This window comes from uncultured Sphaerotilus sp., assembly GCF_963924895.1.
Classification (GTDB): domain Bacteria; phylum Pseudomonadota; class Gammaproteobacteria; order Burkholderiales; family Burkholderiaceae_C; genus Sphaerotilus.
In genome coordinates this window covers 18,579-39,657 of record NZ_CAWURG010000044.1, presented here as the reverse complement: position 1 = coordinate 39,657, position 21,079 = coordinate 18,579, and the positions used below count along the sequence as shown (strand labels likewise).

The 21,079-nt window shown below is 67.1% G+C and carries 15 protein-coding genes and 6 tRNA genes; 5 read left to right on the top strand and 16 right to left on the bottom strand.

Annotated elements, in window-relative coordinates:
• Positions 1 to 22: 22 nt before the first annotated feature.
• From AABN02_RS15975 to AABN02_RS15920, 12 genes are all read right to left on the bottom strand, one after another.
• Positions 23 to 98: transfer RNA gene (locus AABN02_RS15975), tRNA-Gly, on the bottom strand.
• 30 nt (positions 99 to 128) lie between these two features.
• A tRNA-Leu gene (locus tag AABN02_RS15970) sits at positions 129 to 221 on the bottom strand.
• 28 nt (positions 222 to 249) lie between these two features.
• A tRNA-Gly gene (locus tag AABN02_RS15965) sits at positions 250 to 325 on the bottom strand.
• Positions 326 to 348: 23 nt separating this feature from the next.
• A tRNA-Cys gene (locus tag AABN02_RS15960) sits at positions 349 to 422 on the bottom strand.
• 68 nt (positions 423 to 490) lie between these two features.
• Positions 491 to 566: transfer RNA gene (locus AABN02_RS15955), tRNA-Gly, on the bottom strand.
• 116 nt (positions 567 to 682) lie between these two features.
• Positions 683 to 3,109: an endopeptidase La gene (gene lon, locus AABN02_RS15950; protein ID WP_338415914.1), complete on the bottom strand. Its 2,427-nt coding sequence runs from the start codon at positions 3,107 to 3,109 to the stop codon at positions 683 to 685.
• A gap of 80 nt (positions 3,110 to 3,189) precedes the next feature.
• Positions 3,190 to 4,467 (bottom strand): ATP-dependent Clp protease ATP-binding subunit ClpX, encoded by a 1,278-nt coding sequence (gene clpX / locus AABN02_RS15945; protein WP_338415913.1) that lies wholly within the window; start codon positions 4,465 to 4,467, stop codon positions 3,190 to 3,192.
• A 45-nt stretch (positions 4,468 to 4,512) separates the two neighbouring features.
• Positions 4,513 to 5,121 carry an ATP-dependent Clp endopeptidase proteolytic subunit ClpP gene (gene clpP, locus AABN02_RS15940; RefSeq protein WP_338415912.1) on the bottom strand — a complete coding sequence of 203 codons (609 nt, stop codon included), beginning with the start codon at positions 5,119 to 5,121 and terminating at the stop codon, positions 4,513 to 4,515.
• 207 nt (positions 5,122 to 5,328) lie between these two features.
• The gene (gene tig / locus AABN02_RS15935; RefSeq protein WP_338415911.1) at positions 5,329 to 6,636 is read right to left on the bottom strand and encodes a trigger factor; all 1,308 of its coding nucleotides are present in this window, start codon (positions 6,634 to 6,636) and stop codon (positions 5,329 to 5,331) included.
• Positions 6,637 to 6,687: 51 nt separating this feature from the next.
• Positions 6,688 to 6,774, bottom strand: a tRNA-Leu gene (locus tag AABN02_RS15930).
• A gap of 42 nt (positions 6,775 to 6,816) precedes the next feature.
• Positions 6,817 to 9,945, bottom strand: coding sequence for an efflux RND transporter permease subunit (locus tag AABN02_RS15925; RefSeq protein WP_338415910.1), 3,129 nt, complete (start codon positions 9,943 to 9,945; stop codon positions 6,817 to 6,819).
• Between the two features lie 28 nt (positions 9,946 to 9,973).
• Complete coding sequence (locus AABN02_RS15920; RefSeq protein ID WP_338415909.1) at positions 9,974 to 11,098, bottom strand: efflux RND transporter periplasmic adaptor subunit; 1,125 nt, start codon at positions 11,096 to 11,098, stop codon at positions 9,974 to 9,976.
• 124 nt (positions 11,099 to 11,222) lie between these two features.
• Here AABN02_RS15920 and hpnC point away from each other — a divergent pair, with 124 nt between their 5' ends.
• The 5 genes from hpnC (at position 11,223) to hpnE (ending at position 15,793) form a co-directional block, all read left to right on the top strand.
• Positions 11,223 to 12,041, top strand: coding sequence for a squalene synthase HpnC (hpnC, locus tag AABN02_RS15915; protein ID WP_338415908.1), 819 nt, complete (start codon positions 11,223 to 11,225; stop codon positions 12,039 to 12,041).
• A gap of 42 nt (positions 12,042 to 12,083) precedes the next feature.
• Positions 12,084 to 12,929, top strand: a complete 846-nt coding sequence (gene hpnD / locus AABN02_RS15910) for a presqualene diphosphate synthase HpnD (RefSeq protein WP_338415907.1) — start codon at positions 12,084 to 12,086, stop codon at positions 12,927 to 12,929.
• Positions 12,930 to 13,020: 91 nt separating this feature from the next.
• On the top strand, positions 13,021 to 13,296 hold the full coding sequence (locus AABN02_RS15905; protein WP_338415906.1) for a helix-turn-helix transcriptional regulator: 276 nt from the start codon (positions 13,021 to 13,023) through the stop codon (positions 13,294 to 13,296).
• Positions 13,293 to 14,522 carry a type II toxin-antitoxin system HipA family toxin gene (locus AABN02_RS15900; RefSeq protein WP_338415905.1) on the top strand — a complete coding sequence of 410 codons (1,230 nt, stop codon included), beginning with the start codon at positions 13,293 to 13,295 and terminating at the stop codon, positions 14,520 to 14,522. The genes AABN02_RS15905 and AABN02_RS15900 overlap by 4 nt, the downstream gene beginning before the upstream one ends.
• Positions 14,519 to 15,793, top strand: coding sequence for a hydroxysqualene dehydroxylase HpnE (hpnE, locus tag AABN02_RS15895; protein WP_338415904.1), 1,275 nt, complete (start codon positions 14,519 to 14,521; stop codon positions 15,791 to 15,793). Before AABN02_RS15900 ends, hpnE begins: the two co-directional genes overlap by 4 nt.
• Here hpnE and AABN02_RS15890 read toward each other — a convergent pair.
• The 4 genes from AABN02_RS15890 to xseA form a co-directional block, all read right to left on the bottom strand.
• Complete coding sequence (locus AABN02_RS15890; protein WP_338415903.1) at positions 15,721 to 16,767, bottom strand: DNA-processing protein DprA; 1,047 nt, start codon at positions 16,765 to 16,767, stop codon at positions 15,721 to 15,723. The genes hpnE and AABN02_RS15890 overlap by 73 nt on opposite strands.
• Position 16,768: 1 nt before the next feature.
• Positions 16,769 to 18,874 carry a RecQ family ATP-dependent DNA helicase gene (locus AABN02_RS15885; protein ID WP_338415902.1) on the bottom strand — a complete coding sequence of 702 codons (2,106 nt, stop codon included), beginning with the start codon at positions 18,872 to 18,874 and terminating at the stop codon, positions 16,769 to 16,771.
• Positions 18,875 to 19,053: 179 nt separating this feature from the next.
• The gene (locus AABN02_RS15880) at positions 19,054 to 19,638 is read right to left on the bottom strand and encodes a Fe-Mn family superoxide dismutase (RefSeq protein ID WP_338415901.1); all 585 of its coding nucleotides are present in this window, start codon (positions 19,636 to 19,638) and stop codon (positions 19,054 to 19,056) included.
• Positions 19,639 to 19,697: 59 nt separating this feature from the next.
• Positions 19,698 to 20,930, bottom strand: coding sequence for an exodeoxyribonuclease VII large subunit (xseA, locus tag AABN02_RS15875; RefSeq protein ID WP_338415900.1), 1,233 nt, complete (start codon positions 20,928 to 20,930; stop codon positions 19,698 to 19,700).
• Between the last annotated feature and the right edge of the window lie 149 nt (positions 20,931 to 21,079).

Here is a 21,079-nt window from a genome sequence, read left to right as displayed (position 1 = left end):
GCTGGACGGCTTTTCTGCTTGTTGGAGCGGGAAACGAGACTCGAACTCGCGACCTCAACCTTGGCAAGGTTGCGCTCTACCAACTGAGCTATTCCCGCAAACTATTCAATTCAATCAACCAACGAATCTGGTGCCCGGGACGGGAATCGAACCCGTACGCCCCCTCACGGGAAAGCGGCGGATTTTAAGTCCGCAGTGTCTACCAATTTCACCACCCGGGCTGCGAACCAGCACCAGACAAGACAAAACTGGAGCGGGAAACGAGACTCGAACTCGCGACCTCAACCTTGGCAAGGTTGCGCTCTACCAACTGAGCTATTCCCGCATTCAACCAAATGATTCTGATTCTGGAGGCGCGGAGTGGAGTCGAACCACCCTACACGGATTTGCAATCCGCTGCATAACCGCTTTGCTACCGCGCCGCTGAATATCTTCACCAACAAAAAAGGAAGCCAACTTGCGCTCCCTTTTTCGGAAACCTGAGCAAAACTGGAGCGGGAAACGAGACTCGAACTCGCGACCTCAACCTTGGCAAGGTTGCGCTCTACCAACTGAGCTATTCCCGCTTTGCACTTCTGCATTCCTGACTAGCTGCACCGCATTTGGTGTTTGGTGCTGCGCGTCGAGAACGAAAGTATAGAACAGATCATTCTCGTCGCACAAGCTTTTCAGGCCAGTTTTTTTAGTGCTTGGTCGCAGCTTCCACCACGACCGCTGCAGCCGGCTCCACCTTGGCCGCCTCGATCACCACCTTCGGCTCTTCATCGGGCAAAGGCTGCGGCTGGCGTTCCAGCGCGATCTCCAGCACCTTGTCGATCCACTTGACCGGGATGATCTCCAGCTGGCTCTTGACGTTTTCAGGGATGTCCTGAAGGTCCTTGGCATTGGCCTCGGGGATCAGCACCGTCTTGATGCCACCGCGGTGGGCCGCCAGGAGTTTCTCCTTCAGGCCACCGATCTCCGTCACCTCGCCACGCAGCGTGATCTCGCCCGTCATCGCCACATCGGCACGCACCGGGATGCCGGTCAGCGCCGACACGAAGGCCGTCGTCATCGCAGCACCCGCGCTCGGGCCGTCCTTGGGCGTGGCGCCATCCGGCACGTGGATGTGGATGTCGCGCTTCTCGAACAGCTCTTCCTTGATGCCAAGCCGCGCCGCACGGCTGCGCACCACCGTGCGTGCCGCCTCGACCGACTCCTTCATCACGTCGCCGAGCGATCCGGTGCGGATGATCACACCCTTGCCCGTCATGATCGCGGCCTCGATGGTCAGCAGATCGCCGCCCACCTCGGTCCACGCCAGGCCGTTGACCTGACCGACCTGGTTCTGCTTCTCGGCTTCCCCGTAGCTGTACTTGCGCACGCCCAGGAAGTCGTTCAAGTTGGCGGCCTCGACCGTGACACGCCCGTCGTACTTCTTCAGCGACAGCCCCTTCACCACCTTGCGGCAGATCTTGGAGATCTCGCGTTCGAGCGAACGCACACCGGCTTCACGGGTGTAGTAACGGATGATGCCGCGGATCGCGTCTTCCGCGACCGTCAGCTCCTCGTCCTTCACGCCGTTGTTGGTGCGCTGCTTGGGCAGCAGGTAACGCTGGGCGATCGAGACCTTCTCGTCCTCGGTGTAACCCGCCAGGCGGATCACTTCCATGCGGTCGAGCAGCGCCGGCGGGATGTTCAGCGAGTTCGACGTGGCGATGAACATCACGTCGGACAGGTCGAAGTCCACCTCGACATAGTGATCGCCGAAGGTGTGGTTCTGCTCGGGGTCCAGCACCTCCAGCAGCGCCGACGACGGGTCACCCCGGAAATCAGTGCCCAGCTTGTCGATCTCGTCCAGCAGGAACAGCGGGTTGCGCACGCCGACCTTGCTCAGGCTCTGCAGAACCTTGCCCGGCATCGAGCCGATGTAGGTGCGGCGGTGGCCGCGGATCTCGGCCTCGTCGCGCACGCCACCCAGCGCCATGCGGACGAACTTGCGGCCCGTGGCACGCGCCACCGACTGCCCCAGCGAGGTCTTGCCCACGCCCGGAGGACCGACCAGGCACAGGATCGGCGCCTTGACCTTCTCGACACGCTGCTGCACCGCAAGATATTCAAGGATGCGTTCCTTGACCTTGTCGAGGCCGTAGTGGTCCTCGTTCAGCACACCTTCGGCGAAGGGCAGGTCGTGCTTGACCTTGCTCTTCTTCGCCCACGGCAGGTTGACCAGCGTCTCGATGAAGTTGCGCACCACCGTGGCTTCGGCCGACATCGGCGACATCAGCTTGAGCTTCTTCAGCTCGCCATCGACCTTCTTGCGCGCTTCCTTGGACATGCGCGCGGCGGTGATCTTCTTCTCCAGCTCCTCGAAGTCGGCGCCTTCTTCGCCTTCGCCGAGTTCCTTCTGGATGGCCTTGACCTGCTCGTTCAGGTAGTACTCGCGCTGGCTCTTCTCCATCTGGCGCTTGACGCGGCCACGGATGCGCTTCTCGACCTGCAGGATGTCGACCTCGTGCTCCAGCAGCTCCAGCAGCTTTTCCAACCGCTTGGCCACCGGGACCAGATCGAGGATGACCTGCTTGTTCTCGAGCTTGAGCGGCAGGTGCGCGGCGATCGTGTCCGACAGGCGGCCAGCGTCGTCGATGCCGGCGATCGAGGTAAGGATCTCCGGGGGGATCTTCTTGTTCAGCTTGACGTACTGGTCGAACTGCTGCGTGACCGCGCGGCGCAGGGCCTCGATCTCGGGCGTGCCTTGATCCGGCACAGGCACCGGCGAGACGACCGAGGTGAAGTACTCGCCGCTGTCATCGATCGTCACCGTGTTGGCGCGCTGCAGACCTTCGACCAGCACCTTCACGGTACCGTCGGGCAGCTTGAGCATCTGCAGGATGCTGGAGACGCAGCCGGTCTCGAACATGTCGTCCGACTTGGGCTCGTCCTTGCCGGCAGCCTTCTGTGCCACCAGCATGATCTGGCGGCCCGCTTCCATCGCGGCTTCCAGCGCCTTGATGGATTTCGGCCGGCCCACGAACAGCGGGATGACCATGTGCGGGAAGACCACGACATCGCGCAGCGGCAGCAGCGGCAGCGTGATCGGATCGGGGGGAAGAATGGGGTGGCCTGACATCAGAACCTCTCTTTCTGCGCTCCCATCTGGGAGCACATCGCCGGTTTGCAAGAGTCAGGTGCAAACCGGCGCGGATGCACTCAGGCGCTGGCCTTGGCCTGCTCGTGGTAAACGAGCAGGGGCTTGGTGTTGTCCTCGATGGTGTGCTCGTCGACGACGACCTTGGCCACACCATGGAACGTGGGCAACTCGAACATGGTGTCCATCAGGGCCTGCTCGATGATCGAGCGCAGCCCGCGGGCACCGGTCTTGCGGTTGAGCGCCTTCTGGGCGATGGCGGTCAGACCGGACGGGCGGATCTCCAGATCGACCCCATCCATCGCGAACAGCTTCTGGTACTGCTTGACCAGCGCGTTCTTCGGCTCGGTCAGGATCTGCACCATCGCGTCCTCGGTCAGCTCGCCGAGGGTCGCGATCACCGGCAGGCGGCCGATCAGTTCGGGGATGAGGCCGAACTTGATCAGGTCTTCCGGCTCGACCTCGCGGAAGGCTTCGCCCGCGCTGCGCGCGGACTTGGCCTTGACCGACGCACCGAACCCGATGCCCGACTTCTCGGACCGGTTGGCGATGACCTTTTCCAGCCCGTCGAAGGCGCCACCGCAGATGAACAGGATGTTGGTCGTGTCGATCTGCAGGAAGTCCTGGTTCGGGTGCTTGCGGCCGCCCTGGGGAGGAACGGACGCCATCGTGCCTTCGACCAGCTTCAGCAGGGCTTGCTGCACGCCTTCACCGGACACATCGCGCGTGATCGACGGGTTGTCGGCCTTGCGGCTGATCTTGTCGATCTCGTCGATGTAGACGATGCCGCGCTGGGCACGCTCGACCTCGTAGTTGCAGTTCTGAAGCAGCTTCTGGATGATGTTCTCGACATCCTCGCCCACGTAACCGGCTTCGGTCAGCGTGGTGGCGTCGGCGATCACGAATGGCACGTTGAGCAAGCGGGCGAGCGTCTGGGCCAGCAGCGTCTTGCCGGAACCAGTCGGGCCGATCAGCAGGATGTTGCTCTTGGACAGCTCCACCCCGTCGCCCTTGGCCTTGCCCTCCATGTGCTTCAGGCGCTTGTAGTGGTTGTAGACGGCGACGGCGAGCGTGCGTTTGGCCTGGTCCTGGCCGATGACGTACTGGTCCAGGCTGGCCTTGATGTCACTGGGCACCGGCAGGTCGTCGCGGTTCGTCTTGCCACCGGGCACATCAGCAGCCGGCGCTTCATCACGGATGATGTCGTTGCACAGCTCGATGCACTCGTCACAGATGAACACCGACGGGCCGGCGATGAGCTTCTTGACCTCGTGCTGGCTCTTGCCGCAGAACGAGCAATACAGCGTCTTTTCGCCGGAGGAGCCTTTTTTCTCGGGCATGGAATGCGGCCTTGTCGAGTCGGGAGAAAGGAAATGCGGAGCTGGTCAGGCGCGCTTGCTGATGACCTGATCGATCAGGCCATAGGTCTGGGCTTCGTCGGCGGACATGTAGTAGTCGCGCTCGGTGTCGGCCTGGATCTTCTCCAGCGGCTGGCCCGACCGGTCGGCCAGGATGCGGTTGAGCTGCTCGCGGGTCTTGAGGATCTCGCGGGCGTGGATCTCGATGTCGGTGGCCTGACCCTGCGTGCCGCCGAGCGGCTGGTGGATCATGATCTTGGAGTTCGGCAGCGCGAAGCGCTTGCCCTTTTCACCGGCCGTCAGCAGGAACGCACCCATGCTCGCCGCCATGCCCATGCACAGCGTGGACACCTGGGGCTTGATGAACTGCATCGTGTCGTAGATCGACATGCCGGCGCTGACGCTGCCGCCCGGCGAGTTGATGTAGAACGAGATGTCCTTGTCCGGGTTTTCGCTTTCCAGGAACAGCAGCTGGGCGACCACCAGATTGGCCGTCTGGTCATTGACCGGGCCGACCAGGAAGATGACCCGTTCGCGCAGCAGGCGCGAATAGATGTCATAGGAGCGCTCGCCGCGTCCGGATTGTTCGATGACGATGGGCACCATGCCCAGGTTCTGCGTGTCGATTGCGCTCATTGGAGACCCTTGAAACATCACTGTGTCGCGCTGATGACCGCTCGGTACGGGTCGGCCGTCAGCGATGAACCCGATTATGGGGGTTGCCGGCATTCAACGCCGGACACGGGGGAGGCCATCATGTGACAAGGGGCGCTCGTGGCGCCCCTTGTTCCTGCTTTACCGACCAGCGTAGTCGGCTAGTGCAGCTTTTCTTGCGGTCGTGCCTCAGGCACCCATCAGTTCGTCGAAGGCCAGCGCCTTGTCCGTGACCTTGGCCTGCGCCAGCACGAAGTCGGACACATTGGCCTCGATGACCACGGCCTCGACCTCGGCCAGGCGCTGCTGGTCACCCAGGTACCAGGCCATGACTTCGGACGGACGCTCGTAGCTCTGCGCCATCTCTTCGATGTGGGCGCGGATCTGGTCCGGCGTCGCGGCCAGCGAATGCGTGCGCACGACTTCGGCCACCGTCAGGCCCAGGCGCACACGGCGCTCGGCTTGCGGCTGGAACACTTCGTTCGGGATCGGAGCCTTGTCGGCATCCTTGACGCCGCGCTGCTTCAGATCGGCACGGGCGTTCTCGACCAGACGGCCGAGTTCGTTGTCCACGAGCGCCTTGGGCAGGTCGAACGAGGTCGCCGTTTCCAGCGCCGCCATCACGGCCTGCTTGTTGCGGGCAGCGACGCGGAACTTGACTTCGCGTTCCAGGTTCTTCTTGATGTCGGCGCGCAGGCCTTCGACGGTCGCGTCGGCGATGCCGAGCGATTCGGCGAACGCGGTGTCCACGTCCGGCAGGTTCTGCTGCTCGACCTTCTTCAGCGTGACGAGGAAGTCGGCTTCCTTGCCGGCCACGTCTTCACCGTGGTAGTCGTCGGGGAACTTCAGCGGGAAGGTCTTCGACTCGCCAGCCTTCATGCCGCGCACGGCGGTCTCGAAGGCTTCGAGCATCCGGCCTTCGCCCAGCAGGAACTGGAACGCTTCGGCCTGGCCGCCCTGGAAGCTGTCGCCGTCGATCTTGCCGTCGAAGTCGATGGTCACGCGGTCGCCGTCGGCGGCCACGTCATCGGCGGCGCGTTCGGTGAAAGTGCGGCGCTGCTTGCGCAGGATGTCGACCGTGCGGTCGATCGCGGCGTCGGTGACCTCGGAGGACACACGCTCGATCTCGACCGCCGTCAGGTCGCTGACCACCACGTCCGGGTAGACCTCGAAGGTCGCGTCGAAGGCGACTTGGCCTTCAGGCGCTTCTTCCTTCTCGGTGATGCGCGGCGTGCCCGCCACGCGCACCTGGGCTTCGGTTGCGGCCTCCTGGAAAGCCTGACCGACCTTGTCGTTCATGACTTCGTACTGGACCGAGTAGCCGTAGCGCTGGGCGACGACGGACATCGGGACCTTGCCAGGACGGAATCCGTCGATCTTGACCGTACGGGCCATCCGCTTGAGGCGGTTCTCGACCTCGGTCTGGAGTTCAACGGCCGACAAGGTCAGCGTGATACGGCGCTCGAGCTTGTCGAGGGTCTCCACAGTAACAGCCATGTTCTGAAGCTCTTTAGGTTGCTTGAATCTGGGGGAGTTGCGTGCCTGGTGTGGTGCGCGGGGCCGGACTCGAACCGGCACGCCCGTGAAGGCGTCAGGACCTAAACCTGGTGCGTCTACCAATTTCGCCACCCGCGCGGCACGCGTCGGAAATTCCCGGAACCTTGAATTCTAACCCGATCAGGCAGGCGCCCTTTTCACCCGGAACCACGCCGCATACATCGCGGGCAGCGCCAGCAGCGTCAGCGCCGTGGCGACGATCAGCCCGCCCATGATCGCCACCGCCATCGGCCCCCAGAAGATGCTGCGCGACAGCGGGATCATGGCCAGCACGGCAGCCGCCGCCGTCAGCACGATCGGCCGGAACCGCCGCACCGCCGACTCGACCACCGCGTTCCAGTCCGGCACGCCCGCGGCCCGGTCCTGCTCGATCTGGTCGATCAGGATCACCGAGTTGCGCATGATCATGCCCATCAGCGCGATCACGCCCAGCAGCGCCACGAAGCCGAACGGCCGGTTCAGCAGGATCAGCGCCGCGGCCACGCCGGCGATGCCCATCGGCCCGGTCAGGAACACCAGCAGCGCCCGCGCGAAGCTCTGCAACTGCAGCATCAGCAGCGTGAAGGTGACGAACAGCATCACCGGCACGCCGGCCGCGATCGAGCCCTGCCCCTTGCTGCTCTCGGCGACCGCGCCAGCGATCTCGATCGAATAGCCCAGCGGCATCCGCTCCTTGAGCTTCGACAGCGCCGGCCACAGCTCCTTCGTCACGGTCGGCCCCTGCACGCCTTCCGGCACGTCGCCCTGCACGGTGACGGCGTACTTGCGCCCTTCGCGCCACATCACGCCCGGCTCCCAGACATGGTCGATGCGCGCGATCTGCGTCAGCGGGATCGGCTTGCCGCTGCTGGTCGGCACGTAGGCGCTGCCCAGATCGGTGATCGCGTCACGCTCGCTGGTCGGCTGGCGCATCACGATGTCGATCAGCTTGTCGCCCTCGCGAAACTGGCCCACCGGCGTGCCGGTCAGCAGCATGCGCGTGGCCTGCGCGATCGACTGGCTGGTCACGCCGAGCGCGCGCGCCTTGTCCTGGTCGATCTGCAGGCGCAGCACCTTGACCGACTCGTTCCAGTTGTCGTTCACGCCCAGCATGTTCGGGCTGGCCCGCAGGATCGCCTTGGCCTGGTCCGCCCAGCCGCGCAGCACCAGCGGGTCCGGGCCCACCACGCGGAACTGCACCGGGTACGGCACCGGCGGACCGCTCGGCAGCAGCTTCACGCGACCGCGCACTTCCGGGAACTCGTCGGCCAGCAGCGTCGGCAGGCGCTTGCGCAGCTCCTCGCGCTGCGCCATGCCCTTGGGCAGCACGATGGACTGGCTCACGTTGGTCTGCGGGAAGATCTGGTCCAGCGGCAGGTAGAAACGCGGCGTGCCACTGCCGATCCAGGTCGTCACCGTCTCGACGCCCGCCTCCTGCTGCATCCGCTTCTGGAAACGCGCCGCCATGCGCTCGCTTTCCTGGATCGTTGCGCCTTCCGGCAGCCACAGGTCGACCATGATCTCCATGCGGCTCGAATCGGGGAAAAACTGCTGCTGCACCTTGCCCATGCCCACCAGCCCGAGCACGAACACGCCGATCGTCAGCGCGATCGTGATCCAGCGGTGGTCCACGCACCAGCCCACCATACCGCGGAAGCGGTTGTAGAACGGGGTGTCGAACAGGTCGTGCGGCTGGCCGTCGGTGTGCGGCTTCACGCGCAGGAAGCGCGCGCCCAGGTAGGGCACGAAGTACACCGACACCACCCACGAGATGACCAGCGCGGCCGAGGTCACGGCAAAGATCGCGAAGGTGTACTCGCCGACCGTGGACCTGGCCATGCCGATGGGCAGGAAGCCGGCGGCCGTGATGAGCGTGCCGGTCAGCATCGGCATCGAGGTGGCGTCGTAGGCGTAGGTGGCGGCGTAGAGCTTGTCGTGGCCTTCCTCCAGCTTGCGCACCATCATCTCGACCGCGATGATCGCGTCGTCCACCAGCAGGCCCAGCGCGATGATCAGCGAGCCCAGCGAGATCTTGTGCAGCCCGACGCCCCAGTAGTACATGGTGACGAAGGTAATCGACAGCACCAGCGGGATCGTGATCGCCACCACCAGCCCCGGCCAGATGTCGATGCGAAACGGTTTGAAGTGCAGCCCCAGGCTGATGAAGCTCACCGCCAGCACCACCGCGATCGCCTCGACCAGCACCTTGACGAACTCGCCCACCGACTGCGACACCGCCACCGGCTGGTCCTGGATCTGCGACAGCGTGATGCCCGCAGGCAGCTCGGCGCGGATCTCCTCGACCCGCGCGTGCAGCGCCTTGCCCAGCGCGATGATGTCGCCGCCCTTGGCCATCGAGACGCCCAGCGCGATCACCGGCTCGCCCTGGTGGCGCACCTTCACCGCCGGCGGGTCGGTGTAGCCGCGGCGGATCGTGGCGACATCGCCCAGCTTCGTCATGCTCGCCACGCCCGTGGCCGGATTGACGACGCGGATCGGCAGCTGGCCGAGTTCGTCGATCGAGCGGAACTGGCCGCCCACGCGCACCTGCAGGTTCTGCGTGTCCGCGTTCAGCACACCCGCGCTCTCGACCGCGTTCTGCGTGCCGATCTGGCTGATCACCTGGTTCAGATCGAGGCCGAGCTGCGCCAGGCGCTTGCCCGACAGCTCGATGAACACCTTCTCCGGCTGCGCACCAAAGGTCTCCACCTTGGCGACGTCCTTGACCTGCAGCAGCTTCGAGCGCACGTCCTCGGCGAACTCGCGCAGCTCTTCCTGGCTGAAACCATCGGCCGACAGCGCGACGATCGAACCGTAAACATCGCCGAACTCGTCGTTGAAGAACGGCCCGATCACGCCGGCCGGCAGCGTGCTGCGCATGTCGCCGATCTTCTTGCGCGTCTGGTACCAGATCTGCGGCACGTCCTTGGGCGGCGAGCTGTCCTTGATCTGGAAGATGGTGACCGACTCGCCCGGCTTGGTGTAGCTGCGGATGATGTCGGCGTTGGGCACCTCCTGGAGCGTCTTCTCGATCTTGTCGGTGACCTGGTCGGCCATCTGCTGCGCGGTCGCACCCGGCCAGACGGCCTGCACGACCATCGCGCGGAAGGTGAACGGCGGGTCCTCGTCCTGGCCGAGCTGGAAGTACGCGGCAAAGCCGAGCACCATCAGCACGATCATCAGGTAGCGGGTCAGCGCCGGGTGCTCCAGCGCCCAGCGCGAGATGTTGAAGCCCGAGCGGGTGCCGGTGTCGTGGGTATGGGTTTTCATGGCGTGTGCACCGAACCTTCTGCCCGCCTCAGCGCGACGCCGCCGGACGCACCGGCTCGGCGTAGCGCTTGACCTTCATGCCCGCGGTGAGCACATGCACGCCCGCCGTGACCACTTCCTGCCCGGGCTGCACGCCGCCGCTGACCAGCACCAGATTGCCGTCCGCGCCGGCGATCTGCACCGGCTGCGGCTTGACCGTCATCGTGGCCGCGTCCAGCAGCCAGACGACGCTCTGGCCGCCCTGCTCCACCACGGCCGCCAGCGGCAGGCGCGTGACCGCGTCGCGCTTGACCAGATCGAAGGCCACGGTCGCCGTCTGGCCCAGGCGCACCTCACCCGAGGCCAGATCGGCCTTGGCGACAAAGGTGCGCGTGGTCGGATCAGCGGCGGCGGCGAGTTCGCGCAGCGTGGCGCGCACCGGCTCGCCGGTCGCACCCCAGAGCCGCACCTGCAGCGCGCCCGGCTGTTTCAGCAGCGCCCGCACCGAAGTGACCCGGTCCTCCGGGACGTTGAACACCATATCGCGTGCGCCGGACAGCGCCAGCCGGACGACGGGCGTTCCCGCCGCGACGACCGTTCCTGGCTCCGCGTCCACGCCGGTCACGACGCCCGCCGCATCGGCGACGAGGCGGGTGTACTGCGTCTGGTTGCCCTGCACACCGGCCTGGCTGCGGGCCTGGTCGAGCGTGGCCTGCGCGGCCTTGACAGCGGTCTCGCGGCGCTCCAGTTCGGCCGCGCCGATGAAGCCCTGGGCGAACAGGTCGCGGTAGCGCTTGAGGTCGGCGCTGACCTGGTCCCAGTTGGCCTGGGCGGCGCGCAAACCGGCAGCGGCGGCGTCCTGCCCCAGCTTCAGGTCGGACGGATCAAGCTGCGCGATCACCTGCCCCGCCTTCACCTCGTCGCCCAGGTTGACCGAGCGGCTCATCAGCTTGCCCCCGACCCGGAAGCTCAGCCGCGTCTCGGTGCGCGCCTTGATCTCCCCGGCGTATTCCTGCTGCGCGGTAGCGGACCCGGTGCTGACCTTCTGGGTGCGCACGGCGCGGATCGGCTCCGGCTGCGGCTCGGGCTTCGAGCAGGCCGCCAGCACGGCGAGCACCGACAGGCCGAGAACCATCGACAGGGGGCGGCGGGCGCGAGGGAGGCGGGGTCGCATGGGGAAAACTCCAAACTGACTGACTGGTCAGTAATGTACGAGTCCGTTTGAACCATTGTCAATTCCTGCGCAGAACCGTGGCGATAATCACGATCCCGCCCCCGCACTGCCTCGCCCGGTTCCCATGAGCGTCGACCACTACGAAAACTTCCCCGTCGCCTCGGTGCTGTGCCCGCCGGCGCTGCGGCCCGCGGTGACGGCGATCTACTGGTTCGCCCGCACGGCCGACGACATCGCCGACGAGGGCGACGCCACGCCCGCGCAGCGCCTGGCCGACCTCGACGCCTACCGCGAGGACCTGCGCAGCGTCGCCCGCGGCCACGCGCCGACGCCGCGCTGGGAAGGCGTCTTCGTCCCGCTGGCCGCCATGTTCCGCCGGCACCACCTGCCCTTGCCGCTGCTGGAGGCACTGCTGTCGGCCTTCGAGCAGGACACGCACCAGCGCCGCTACCCGGACCGTGCCGCCGTGCTCGACTACTGCAAGCGCTCGGCCAACCCGGTCGGGCGGCTGCTGCTGCACCTCTACGGCGTGCGCGACCTCGAATCGCTGACGCAGTCGGACGCGATCTGCACCGCGCTGCAACTCATCAACTTCTGGCAGGACCTGAGTGTCGACCTGCCGCGTGACCGGCTGTATGTGCCGCTGCTCGACTGCGCCGAGGTGGGCGTCGGCGTGCCGGACCTGATGCGCCAGCGCGACACCGGGGCGACGCGGGCGCTGGTGGAGAAGGAGGTCCGCTGGGCGCGCGAGCTGATGCTGTCCGGCGCGCCGCTGGCCACGCGGCTGCCGGGGCGCACGGGCTGGGAGCTGCGGCTGGTGGTGCAAGGGGGCTTGCGCATCCTCGACAAGATCGCGGCGATGGACTTCGAAGTGCTGCAGCGGCGGCCGAAGATCGGCGCCGCCGACGCGCCGGGGTTGCTGTGGCGCGCCATGGTCATGTGAACCCCACGGCGCGCACCGCGTTCGCTGAGACAATCCCGCCCCATGACGACGACGCCCGAACACTACGTTCAAGAGAAGGCTGCCAAGAGCGGCTCCAGCTTCTATTACGCCTTCCTCTTCCTGCCGCCGCCGCGCCGGGCCGCGATCACCGCGTTCTATGCGTTCTGCCGCGAGGTCGATGACGTGGTGGACGAGACGAGTGACGCCGGCGTGGCCGCGACCAAGCTGGCGTGGTGGCGCGCGGAAGTCGCCAAGGCCTTCGCCGGCCAGCCCTCGCAGCACCCGGTCCTGCTCGCGCTGATGCCGCACGCGCCGCTCTACAACATCACCGCCGCGCACCTGCACGCCGTGATCGACGGCTGCGAGATGGACCTGCAGCAAAGCCGCTACCTCGATTACCCCGGCCTGCAGCGGTATTGCCACCTCGTCGCGGGCATCGTCGGCGAGGTCGCGGCCAGCATCTTCGGCCAGACCGACCCGCAGACCACCACCTACGCCCACAAGATGGGCCTCGCGTTCCAGCTCACGAACATCATCCGCGACGTGGGCGACGACGCGCGGCGCGGGCGGATCTACCTGCCGGTGAACGAGCTGAAGCAGTTCGACGTGAAGGCGCAGGAAATCCTGAACCGCGGCTACAGCGAGCGCTTCACGGCGCTGATGAAATTCCAGGCCGAGCGCGCCCACCGCACCTACGACGAAGCCCTCGCGCTGCTGCCCGACGCCGATCGCCGTGCGCAGAAGCCAGGGCTGATGATGGCCAACATCTACCGCACGCTGCTGCGCGAGATCGAGGCGAACCAGTTCCAGGTGCTGCACCAGCGCATCTCGCTGACGCCGGTGAGGAAGCTCTGGATCGCGATGCAGACGAACTGGCGCGGGCGGTGACCATAAAACCGATCACTAGCGCCTAAAATGCGGATCTATGTTCAACATACTGGACTTTGGACTCGCCTCCTCTGACGAAATCTGTCAGACCTTGGGTCAGCGGCTCAAGGCGGTGCGGCTGGCGCGGGGCTGGACGCAATCCGAACTGGCGCGGCGGGCGGATCTGTCGCGCGGCACCGTCGTGACCCTCGAAGGCCAGGGCCAGACCACGCTGGCCTCGCTGGTGCGGGTGGTGCAGGTGCTGGGTCTGGAGGGCGAGTTGCAGTCGCTGTTCGTGCCGCCGCCGCCACGCTCCATCGCCGAACTGGAGCGTCGCGCCAGCACGCCCCGTCAGCGCGCCCCCCGCCAGCGACCGCCTCGGCCATGATCCGCAAAGTCCTGGTGCATTACGTCGGCTGGGGTGAGCGGTGGCTGCTGGGCACGCTGGCCCACGACGGGCACGATCTCCTGTTCGAGTATTCGGCCGACGCCTTGCGACAAGGTCTGGAGCTGTCGCCCCGTCATCTGCCCCTGCGGCCGGGCGTCTTCAGCGGATTCCCTGGCCATCAGCAACACCTGCCGGGTCTTATCGCCGACGCGCTGCCCGATGGCTGGGGGTTGCTGCTGATGGACCGGCTGTTCCGCAGAAACGGCGTGAACCCGGCCACGGTCTCGCCGCTGGACCGCCTGACCTTCCTCGGCGAGCGCACGCTGGGCGCGCTGACATTCGAGCCGGCGCAGCCCCAGTCAATCGCCCCGGACGACCTGCGGCTGCTCGATCTGGCGCGGGAAGCCCGTGCTGTGGTGCATGACCGGGACAGCGTGGCCTTGCGCCAACTGGCACTGCTCGGGGGTTCCCCACAAGGCGCCCGGCCCAAGGTGCTGGTCCACCACGACCCACGCACGTCCGACATCAGCACGGTGCCGTTCCCGGGAGGCGAGCCGTGGCTGGTCAAGTTCCAGGCGCGTGACGAGCACAAGGAGGTCTGCGCGCTGGAAGATGCCTATGCGCAACTGGCGCGGGACGCAGGGCTGGACATGCCCGACACCCGCAGCTTTGACCTCGACGCGCGCCTCGGGGCGTTTGGCATTGCCCGATTCGATGTGGAGGACGGGCTGCGCGTGCCAACGCATACGCTGGCAGGGGCGCTGCAGGTGGATTTCAGGCTGCCGTCCGCGGTCGATTACACGACGCTGCTGCGGGCCACGCGCTTGTTCACGCGGGACGAGCACGAGGTGCGCAAGGCGTATGAGCGGGCGGTGTTCAACGTGGTGTTCCACAACCGCGACGACCACGCCAAGAACGTGTCCTTCCGGCTCGGGCGGGACCGCCACTGGCGATTGGCACCGTGTTACGACCTGACCTTTTCCGAAGGGCCGGGGGGCGAGCACCAGATGGATGTGTGCGGAGAAGGCCGCGACATCACCCGCGCCCATCTGCTGCAATTGGCCAACCAAGGCGGCCTGGACCGCGCCTGGGCCGCGACGGTCGTGGAACGCATGGTCGAGTTGGCTGGTCGCTTTCCGGCGATCGCCGCCGGCCGGTCCATCAGAGCGACGACGGTCAAACGCGTGCGCGGCGCCATCGACGCCAATCGGCTGAGGCTGGCATGAGCGCGGCGACGGCAGTGGTCGGCGCGGGCTGGGCCGGGCTGGCGGCGGCGGTGGCCGCGGTCGATTCAGGCGAGCGCGTCACGCTGTTCGAGATGGCGCCGCAAGCCGGCGGCCGCGCCCGCAGCCTCGCCGCCGAACCGAGCGGGCTGCGGCTCGACAACGGCCAGCACATCCTGATCGGCGCCTACACCGCCACGCTCGGCCTGATGCGCCGCGTCGGCGTCGATCCAGACTCGGTGCTGCTGCGCACGCCGCTAGCGCTGCTGGACCAGGATGGCGTCGGACTGCGACTGCCGGAGGGGCACCCGGTCATCGCGTTCACGCGGGCGGTCTGGGCGATGCGGCACTGGTCCTTGCGCGAGCGGCTGGCGTTGAGCAACGCGGCGGCGGGCTGGATGCTGCGGCGCTTTCGTTGCGACCCGGCGTGGACGGTGGCGCAGCTGACCGCCGCCCTGCCCGTGCGCGTCCGCGCCGAGATCATCGACCCGCTGTGCGTGGCGGCGCTGAACACGCCCGCAGATGCCGCCAGCGCGACCGTGTTCCTGCGGGTGCTGCACGACGCGCTGTTTTCCGGGCCGGGGGCGAGCGACCTGCTGATTCCGCGGCGACCGCTGGCGGAGTTGCTGCCAGAGCCGGCGCTGCGCTGGCTGGACAAACACGGCGCGACGCTGCGCATCGGGCAGCGCGTGCAGCGGCTGGCGGTGCGGACGGACGGCGCAGGCTGGACGGTGGATGACGCACCGTTCGACCGCGTCGTGCTCGCCTGCAGCGCCAGCGAGGCGGCGCGGCTGACCGGCAACATCGCCCCGGCGTGGTCGGCCAGTGCGGCGGTGTTCGGGTATGAGCCGATCGTGACCGGCTATGTGCAGGCGGCGAATGCCCGTCTGGCCGCACCGATGGTGGCGCTCGCCGAGGGTCCGCAGGCGCCGGCGCAGTTCGCGTTCGACCACGGCGCGCTGGGCATGACGCCGGGGCTGTTCGCGTTTGTGGTGAGCGGCGCAGCGCCGTGGGTCGCGCAAGGGATGGACGCGACCGGCGCAGTCTTGCTGGCGCAGGCGCGGTCGGTGCTGCGGGGCGAAGGGGCGGCCGATGCCGCGCTGGTGAAACTGGTGGCGGAGAAGCGGGCGACGTTTCGGTGTGTGCCGGGGTTGCAGCGGCCGGCGGTCAGGATTGCCGTGGGGCTGAGCGCGGCGGGGGATTACGTGGACGGACCGTATCCGGCGACGATCGAAGGGGCTGTGCGCAACGGACTCTCGAACAAGACGGCCTGAGGTGGCGCGTCGGCATCGGCCAGCACCGAGGCCAGTGCCAAGACATCTTGCGGTTCAGGCCAGACCTGTGCCCCCTTGTCATGCAGCGCGGCCAACCCGGCCGACGACGCCCCGGCCGCGCTCGATCGCACATAGACCGGCACGCCCCCCGACCGACCCAGTTCCTCGACGGCCCCCGCCCAGGTGCCTCCCTTGCCCAGATCCGAGCTGACCACCAGCGCCGCATCAGCCAGCCCGTAAATCAGCTTGTTGCGCTGCATGGCCAGCCCGACATGGAAACCTGCCGCCGGATCAAACGGGGACACCAGCGCCAGCCGCCCCGCCATCAGCCGATCACGGTTCGCACGCGACACCGCCGCCCGCTCCAGACTGTCCGCGAGCACCCCGACCACGGCGCCACCCTCGTCCGCTGCCCCCGCCATCGCCGCCTGGTCAATGCCCTTCGCGCCGCCTGACACCAGCACCCGGCCGGCTTGCGCGACCAATCCACCGATCTGTGCCGCGACCGTCAACAGGGCCGCATCCACATGGCGCGAGCCGACCACCGCCAATCCACCCTGCGACAACAAGGCCGCCTCGCCACAGCCGTACAGCACGGCGGGCGCTTCTTCGCGCAGCCGGCGTTTGAGCACCCGCGGATACGCCGCGTCCGCCCGGCTCACCACCCAGATCGCCCGCGCCTGCCACCGCTCCAGCGCCTGGCTCAACTGGAACCCACGACCCAGCAACGCCACCATCCGCCCCGTTTCGACGATGGGCGCACAGGCTTCGATCACCGCCAACGCCTCCGGGTCCAGCAGATCGGAGGGCTTCCGCTGCAAACCGATCAGGTGCCGGACCAGCCGCTTGTACTCGCCGTGGGTCAGCGGGTCCACGCCCGTGCTGCGGTCACGGCCCACCGTCAGCGGTGCGGTCAGCAGCAGGATCGCCTGGGTGTTGGGGGATGGAGTGGCGTCGGGGGCGGGTGAAGTCATTTCATGTGTCGGGGGTGGTTTGCGCGAGCGCGAGTGGCCAGACATCGCTCACCCCATTGTCTCGCAGCAGCCAGGCCGCCAGCGTCAAGGTCCAGCGCGAATCCACCATGTCATCGACCAGCAGCACCGGCCCGCTCGGCCACGGCCCGTCCGCCATGCTTGCCTCCAGCGCACCATCGAGGTTGCGCGCTTGCTGGACGCTGTTGGCCATGTCTTTCTGCGGCGGGCGAGCTGCTGTCTTTTGCAGTGCCATGCGGAATGGCAGTCCCAGCGCCTGGGCCAGACGGCGGGCGAAATCCGGCACCAGGTCCGCGTGGTGCCACGACGGGATGCAGGTGACCCAGGCAGGAAAAGGGTCCGGCCGCCAGTGCTCCAGCAGGTCCACGCACGCCTGCACGAGCGCATCGGCAAAACGGTGTTCCCGATACTTGCCCCGCGCCACCCAGTCACCCCAGCCAGCATCGCCCCAGACACACAGCGCACGTCCCGGATGCGCCTGCCGGTCCACGGGTATGCGCCCGCCGGTGAGTCCAAACCCGGGTAGACCACCGGGTGGCCACTGTCGACGCGGCTCCAGGGGCAGGCTGAATCGGCGCAGGAACCGGGTGGCCTCTGCGATCACGTGGGGATCGACGGCCGTAGACAGGGCGGGCAACGAGGGCACAGTGACATGGGTCGGATCGCCATCAAGCGCAGCAATCAGGAAGGCCATGTGATCTCCGAAGGGCAGCCGCACATAGTCCTGCATCTGCCGCTGCTCGTCGCGGCGCAGCGCGGTGAGGCGTTCGGCGCGTTGCCAGAACGTCGTGGACAGGTCTGCCGAGGTGAGTTGCCAGCGTGAACCGTTGCGGACGACGGGGGCTGGCGACTCCAGTTCCAGCAGCAGCAGCGTCTGCTGGATGCGACCGCTGGGCAGGTTGACGGCACTCTCCAACTCCCGCTGCGTGCAGCCACCGTGCGCCGCGTCGAGGACGGACAGCACCTGGCGCACCTCGTCGGGTGTCGGGAAGGCCGTGCGGATGAACCAGTCGGTGATGGTGTCATCCTCCACCCCTGACAGCAGCACCCCATGCGCCGCCGCCAGCCCGCGCCCGGCCCGCCCCACCTGCTGGTAGTAATGCACCACCGAACCCGGCATCTGGTAGTGGATGACAAAGGCCAGATCCGGCTTGTCGTAGCCCATGCCGAGGGCAGAGGTGGCCACCAGCGCCTTGACCTGGTTGTGCTGGAGCGCGTGTTCGAGTTCGATGCGGCGGAGGTCGGGGGTCTGGCCGGTGTACGCCTCGACCGCCAACCCTTGCGAGCGCAGCCAGGCGGCAACCTGTTCCGCATCGCGCACCGTCAGCGCGTAGACAATGCCACTGCCGTCCAGTTCACCCAGCCGCTCAGCCAGCCACGCCAGCCGCTCGATCTGGCCCGGCAATCGCAGCGTCTGCAAGGTCAGCGACGGCCGGTGCAAATCACCCCTCTGCACCGTCAACGTCGAACCGAGCACCTCGCGCAGATCGGCCATCACCCGGTCATTGGCGGTGGCCGTCGTCGCCAGCAGCCGGACATTGGCGGGCAGGCGGCGCACCAGGCGTTCCAGCAAGCGGTAATGCGGACGGAAGTCGTGGCCCCAGTCCGAGATGCAATGCGCCTCGTCGATCACCAGCAGCGACAGGCTGGGGGCGATCACGGACAACACCGTCTCCCGGAACGCATCGCTGCCCAGCCGCTCGGGCGAGACAAGGAGGATGTCCACTTCATGGCGCACCACCTGCGCGGTCACGGTCGCCCAGTCCGCCGTGTTCTCCGAATGCATCGTCAGCGCCCGCACCCCCATGCGCCCGGCGGCGGCGATCTGGTTGCGCATCAGGGCCAGCAGCGGCGAGATCAGCAGCGCGGGGCCAGCGCCCTGTTCGCGCAGCAATCTGGTGGCGATGAAGTAGACGCTGCTCTTGCCCCAGCCGGTCTTCTGCACCACCAGCAGGCGGCCACGGCCTTCGACGAGGTGACGGATGGCGGGCTCCTGGTCATCGCGGAAGGTGGCGGTGGCGTCCTGGCAACCCAGACGCAGCAGATGCAGGGCGCGGTCGGGGTCGTAGTGGCGGCTCGTCGTGGTCATCGGGTCTCCCTCGCGCTGTGTCGATTTGCTGATTGGAGCGACTCAGAGGACGGGGAGATATCCCTCTTTTTCAGGAGACGAGGGGGGATACGGCGAGGCTTTCACCCAGAACGCAAAAAGCCGACCCGCAGGCCGGCTTCCATCGCACGAGGGCGAACCCTCAGCGCATTCGCGTTAACTCAGGCGAAGTTCGCTTCCGCGAACGACCAGTTGACGAGGCTGTTCAGGAAAGTCTCGACGAACTTCGGGCGCATGTTGCGGTAGTCGACGTAGTAGGCGTGTTCCCACACGTCGATGCACAGCAGGGCCTTGTCGCCAGTCGTCAGCGGGGTGCCGGCGGCGCCCATGTTGACGATGTCGACCGAGCCGTCGGCCTTCTTCACCAGCCACGTCCAGCCGGAGCCGAAGTTGCCGACTGCCGATGCCTGGAACGCCTTCTTGAAGTCGTCGACCGAGCCCCACTTGGCAGCGATCGCGTCGGCCAGCGCGCCGGTCGGGGCGCCGCCGCCGTTCGGGCTCAGGCAGTTCCAGAAGAAGGTGTGGTTCCAGACCTGCGCCGCGTTGTTGTAGACGCCGCCAGCCGGGGCCTTCTTGACGATGGCTTCCAGATCGAGGTCGGCGTAGTCCGTGCCCTTGATCAGGTTGTTGAGGTTGGTGACATACGCCTGGTGGTGCTTGGCGTAGTGGTATTCGAAGGTTTCCTTCGACATGTGCGGAGCCAGGGCGTCCATCGCGAACGGGAGTGCGGGCAGGGTATGTTCCATGGGGTTCCTCTTGTGGGTGAACGGGGTGAAATCCGACTTTGCGATTGTAGGCACGGCGCTCAATCCGCGCTCTGGTGGGGCGGGCTCGGCTCGACAGCGGTCACCGTGGTCCGCACCTGCCCGTCGCGCAGCACCGCCGTCAGCGCCGCGCCGGGCTGCACTTGTCCGACGCTGACGAGCGTGCGGCCCTCGGCGTCGGTGACCCAGGCGTAACCGCGCTGCAGCACGCGGGCCGGGTCGAGCGCCTGCAGCCGTGCCGCCAGCACATCGAGCCGCTGGCCGCGTCGCTGCAATGCCTGGGGCAAGGCCGCCGCGTGGCGCTGGGCCAGAAGGGCCAGACGCTGCTGGTGCTGGCGCAGCAGCTCGCTCGGTCGCGACAGGCGCAGGCCGGCGCGGTCCAGGCGCTGCGCCTCGCGGTCGAGCCGGCGTTGCAGCCCCTGTTGCAACTGCCGCTGCCGCTGCGCCAGCGTCTCCAGACAGGCCGCCCGCTCGGGGGCGACCAGTTCGGCCGCCGCGGTCGGGGTCGGCGCGCGCAGATCGGCAGCGAAATCGGCCAGCGTGAAGTCGGTTTCATGGCCCACGCCGCAGACCACCGGCACCGGCGAGGCCACGATCGCACGCACGACCGCCTCGTCGTTGAAGGCCCACAGGTCTTCGAGCGAGCCACCGCCGCGGCAGACGATCAGCACGTCGACCTCGTCCCGCCGCCCGGCCTCGGTGATGGCGCGCACCAGCAGCGGTGGCGCCTCGGCACCCTGCACGGGCGCCGGGTAGACGATGACCTCGACATGGGGCGCACGGCGGCGCATCGCGGTCACCACGTCGTGCAGCGCGGCCGCGGCCAGCGAGGTGACGACGCCGATGCGGCGCGGGAAGGTAGGCAGCGGGCGCTTGCGGTCAGCGTCGAACAGGCCCTCACCTTCGAGCCGGGCCTTCAGGCGCAGGAACTGCTCCATCAGCGCGCCCTCGCCCGCGGGGCGCATGGCCTCGACGATCATCTGCAGCTCGCCGCGCGGCTCGTAGACCGCCAGCTTGCCGCGCAGCTCGACCGCCTGGCCGTCGCGCGGCGAGAAGTCGAGGAAGCTGGCGGCGCGGCGGAACATCGCGCAGCGCAGGCCGGCGCTGCCGTCCGCAGCGCGCAGGTTGAAGTAGCAATGGCCGCTGGACGCACGGGTGAAGCCGGCCAGCTCGCCCCGCACGGCGACGGCGCCGAAGCGCGTCTGCAGCGTGTCGCCGATGGCCTGCACCAGCAGGGCCACGTCCCAGACCCGGGCGCCGTTCGCGGTAGTCATCAGGATTTCACAACTTCATGGTTGATTAAAAAACAGGCAATCCAACAAAAACACTGCCCTGACAAGGACTTGGCGCTGCCGTCCTCAGCTTCTCCCCAACGTTATCCACAGCAGCGGGGGAGAAACTGGATCGCTTGTTCCACGCTGCC

What these genes read in the sequence shown, in the direction of transcription:
- lon (WP_338415914.1), bottom strand. Translation starts at nt 3,109, where the DNA reads ATGTCAGGCCACCCCATTCTTCCCCCCGATCCGATCACGCTGCCGCTG.
- clpX (WP_338415913.1), bottom strand. Translation starts at nt 4,467, where the DNA reads ATGCCCGAGAAAAAAGGCTCCTCCGGCGAAAAGACGCTGTATTGCTCG.
- clpP (WP_338415912.1), bottom strand. Translation starts at nt 5,121, where the DNA reads ATGAGCGCAATCGACACGCAGAACCTGGGCATGGTGCCCATCGTCATC.
- tig (WP_338415911.1), bottom strand. Translation starts at nt 6,636, where the DNA reads ATGGCTGTTACTGTGGAGACCCTCGACAAGCTCGAGCGCCGTATCACG.
- AABN02_RS15925 (WP_338415910.1), bottom strand. Translation starts at nt 9,945, where the DNA reads ATGAAAACCCATACCCACGACACCGGCACCCGCTCGGGCTTCAACATC.
- AABN02_RS15920 (WP_338415909.1), bottom strand. Translation starts at nt 11,098, where the DNA reads ATGCGACCCCGCCTCCCTCGCGCCCGCCGCCCCCTGTCGATGGTTCTC.
- hpnC (WP_338415908.1), top strand. Translation starts at nt 11,223, where the DNA reads ATGAGCGTCGACCACTACGAAAACTTCCCCGTCGCCTCGGTGCTGTGC.
- hpnD (WP_338415907.1), top strand. Translation starts at nt 12,084, where the DNA reads ATGACGACGACGCCCGAACACTACGTTCAAGAGAAGGCTGCCAAGAGC.
- AABN02_RS15900 (WP_338415905.1), top strand. Translation starts at nt 13,293, where the DNA reads ATGATCCGCAAAGTCCTGGTGCATTACGTCGGCTGGGGTGAGCGGTGG.
- hpnE (WP_338415904.1), top strand. Translation starts at nt 14,519, where the DNA reads ATGAGCGCGGCGACGGCAGTGGTCGGCGCGGGCTGGGCCGGGCTGGCG.
- AABN02_RS15890 (WP_338415903.1), bottom strand. Translation starts at nt 16,767, where the DNA reads ATGACTTCACCCGCCCCCGACGCCACTCCATCCCCCAACACCCAGGCG.
- AABN02_RS15885 (WP_338415902.1), bottom strand. Translation starts at nt 18,874, where the DNA reads ATGACCACGACGAGCCGCCACTACGACCCCGACCGCGCCCTGCATCTG.
- AABN02_RS15880 (WP_338415901.1), bottom strand. Translation starts at nt 19,638, where the DNA reads ATGGAACATACCCTGCCCGCACTCCCGTTCGCGATGGACGCCCTGGCT.
- xseA (WP_338415900.1), bottom strand. Translation starts at nt 20,930, where the DNA reads ATGACTACCGCGAACGGCGCCCGGGTCTGGGACGTGGCCCTGCTGGTG.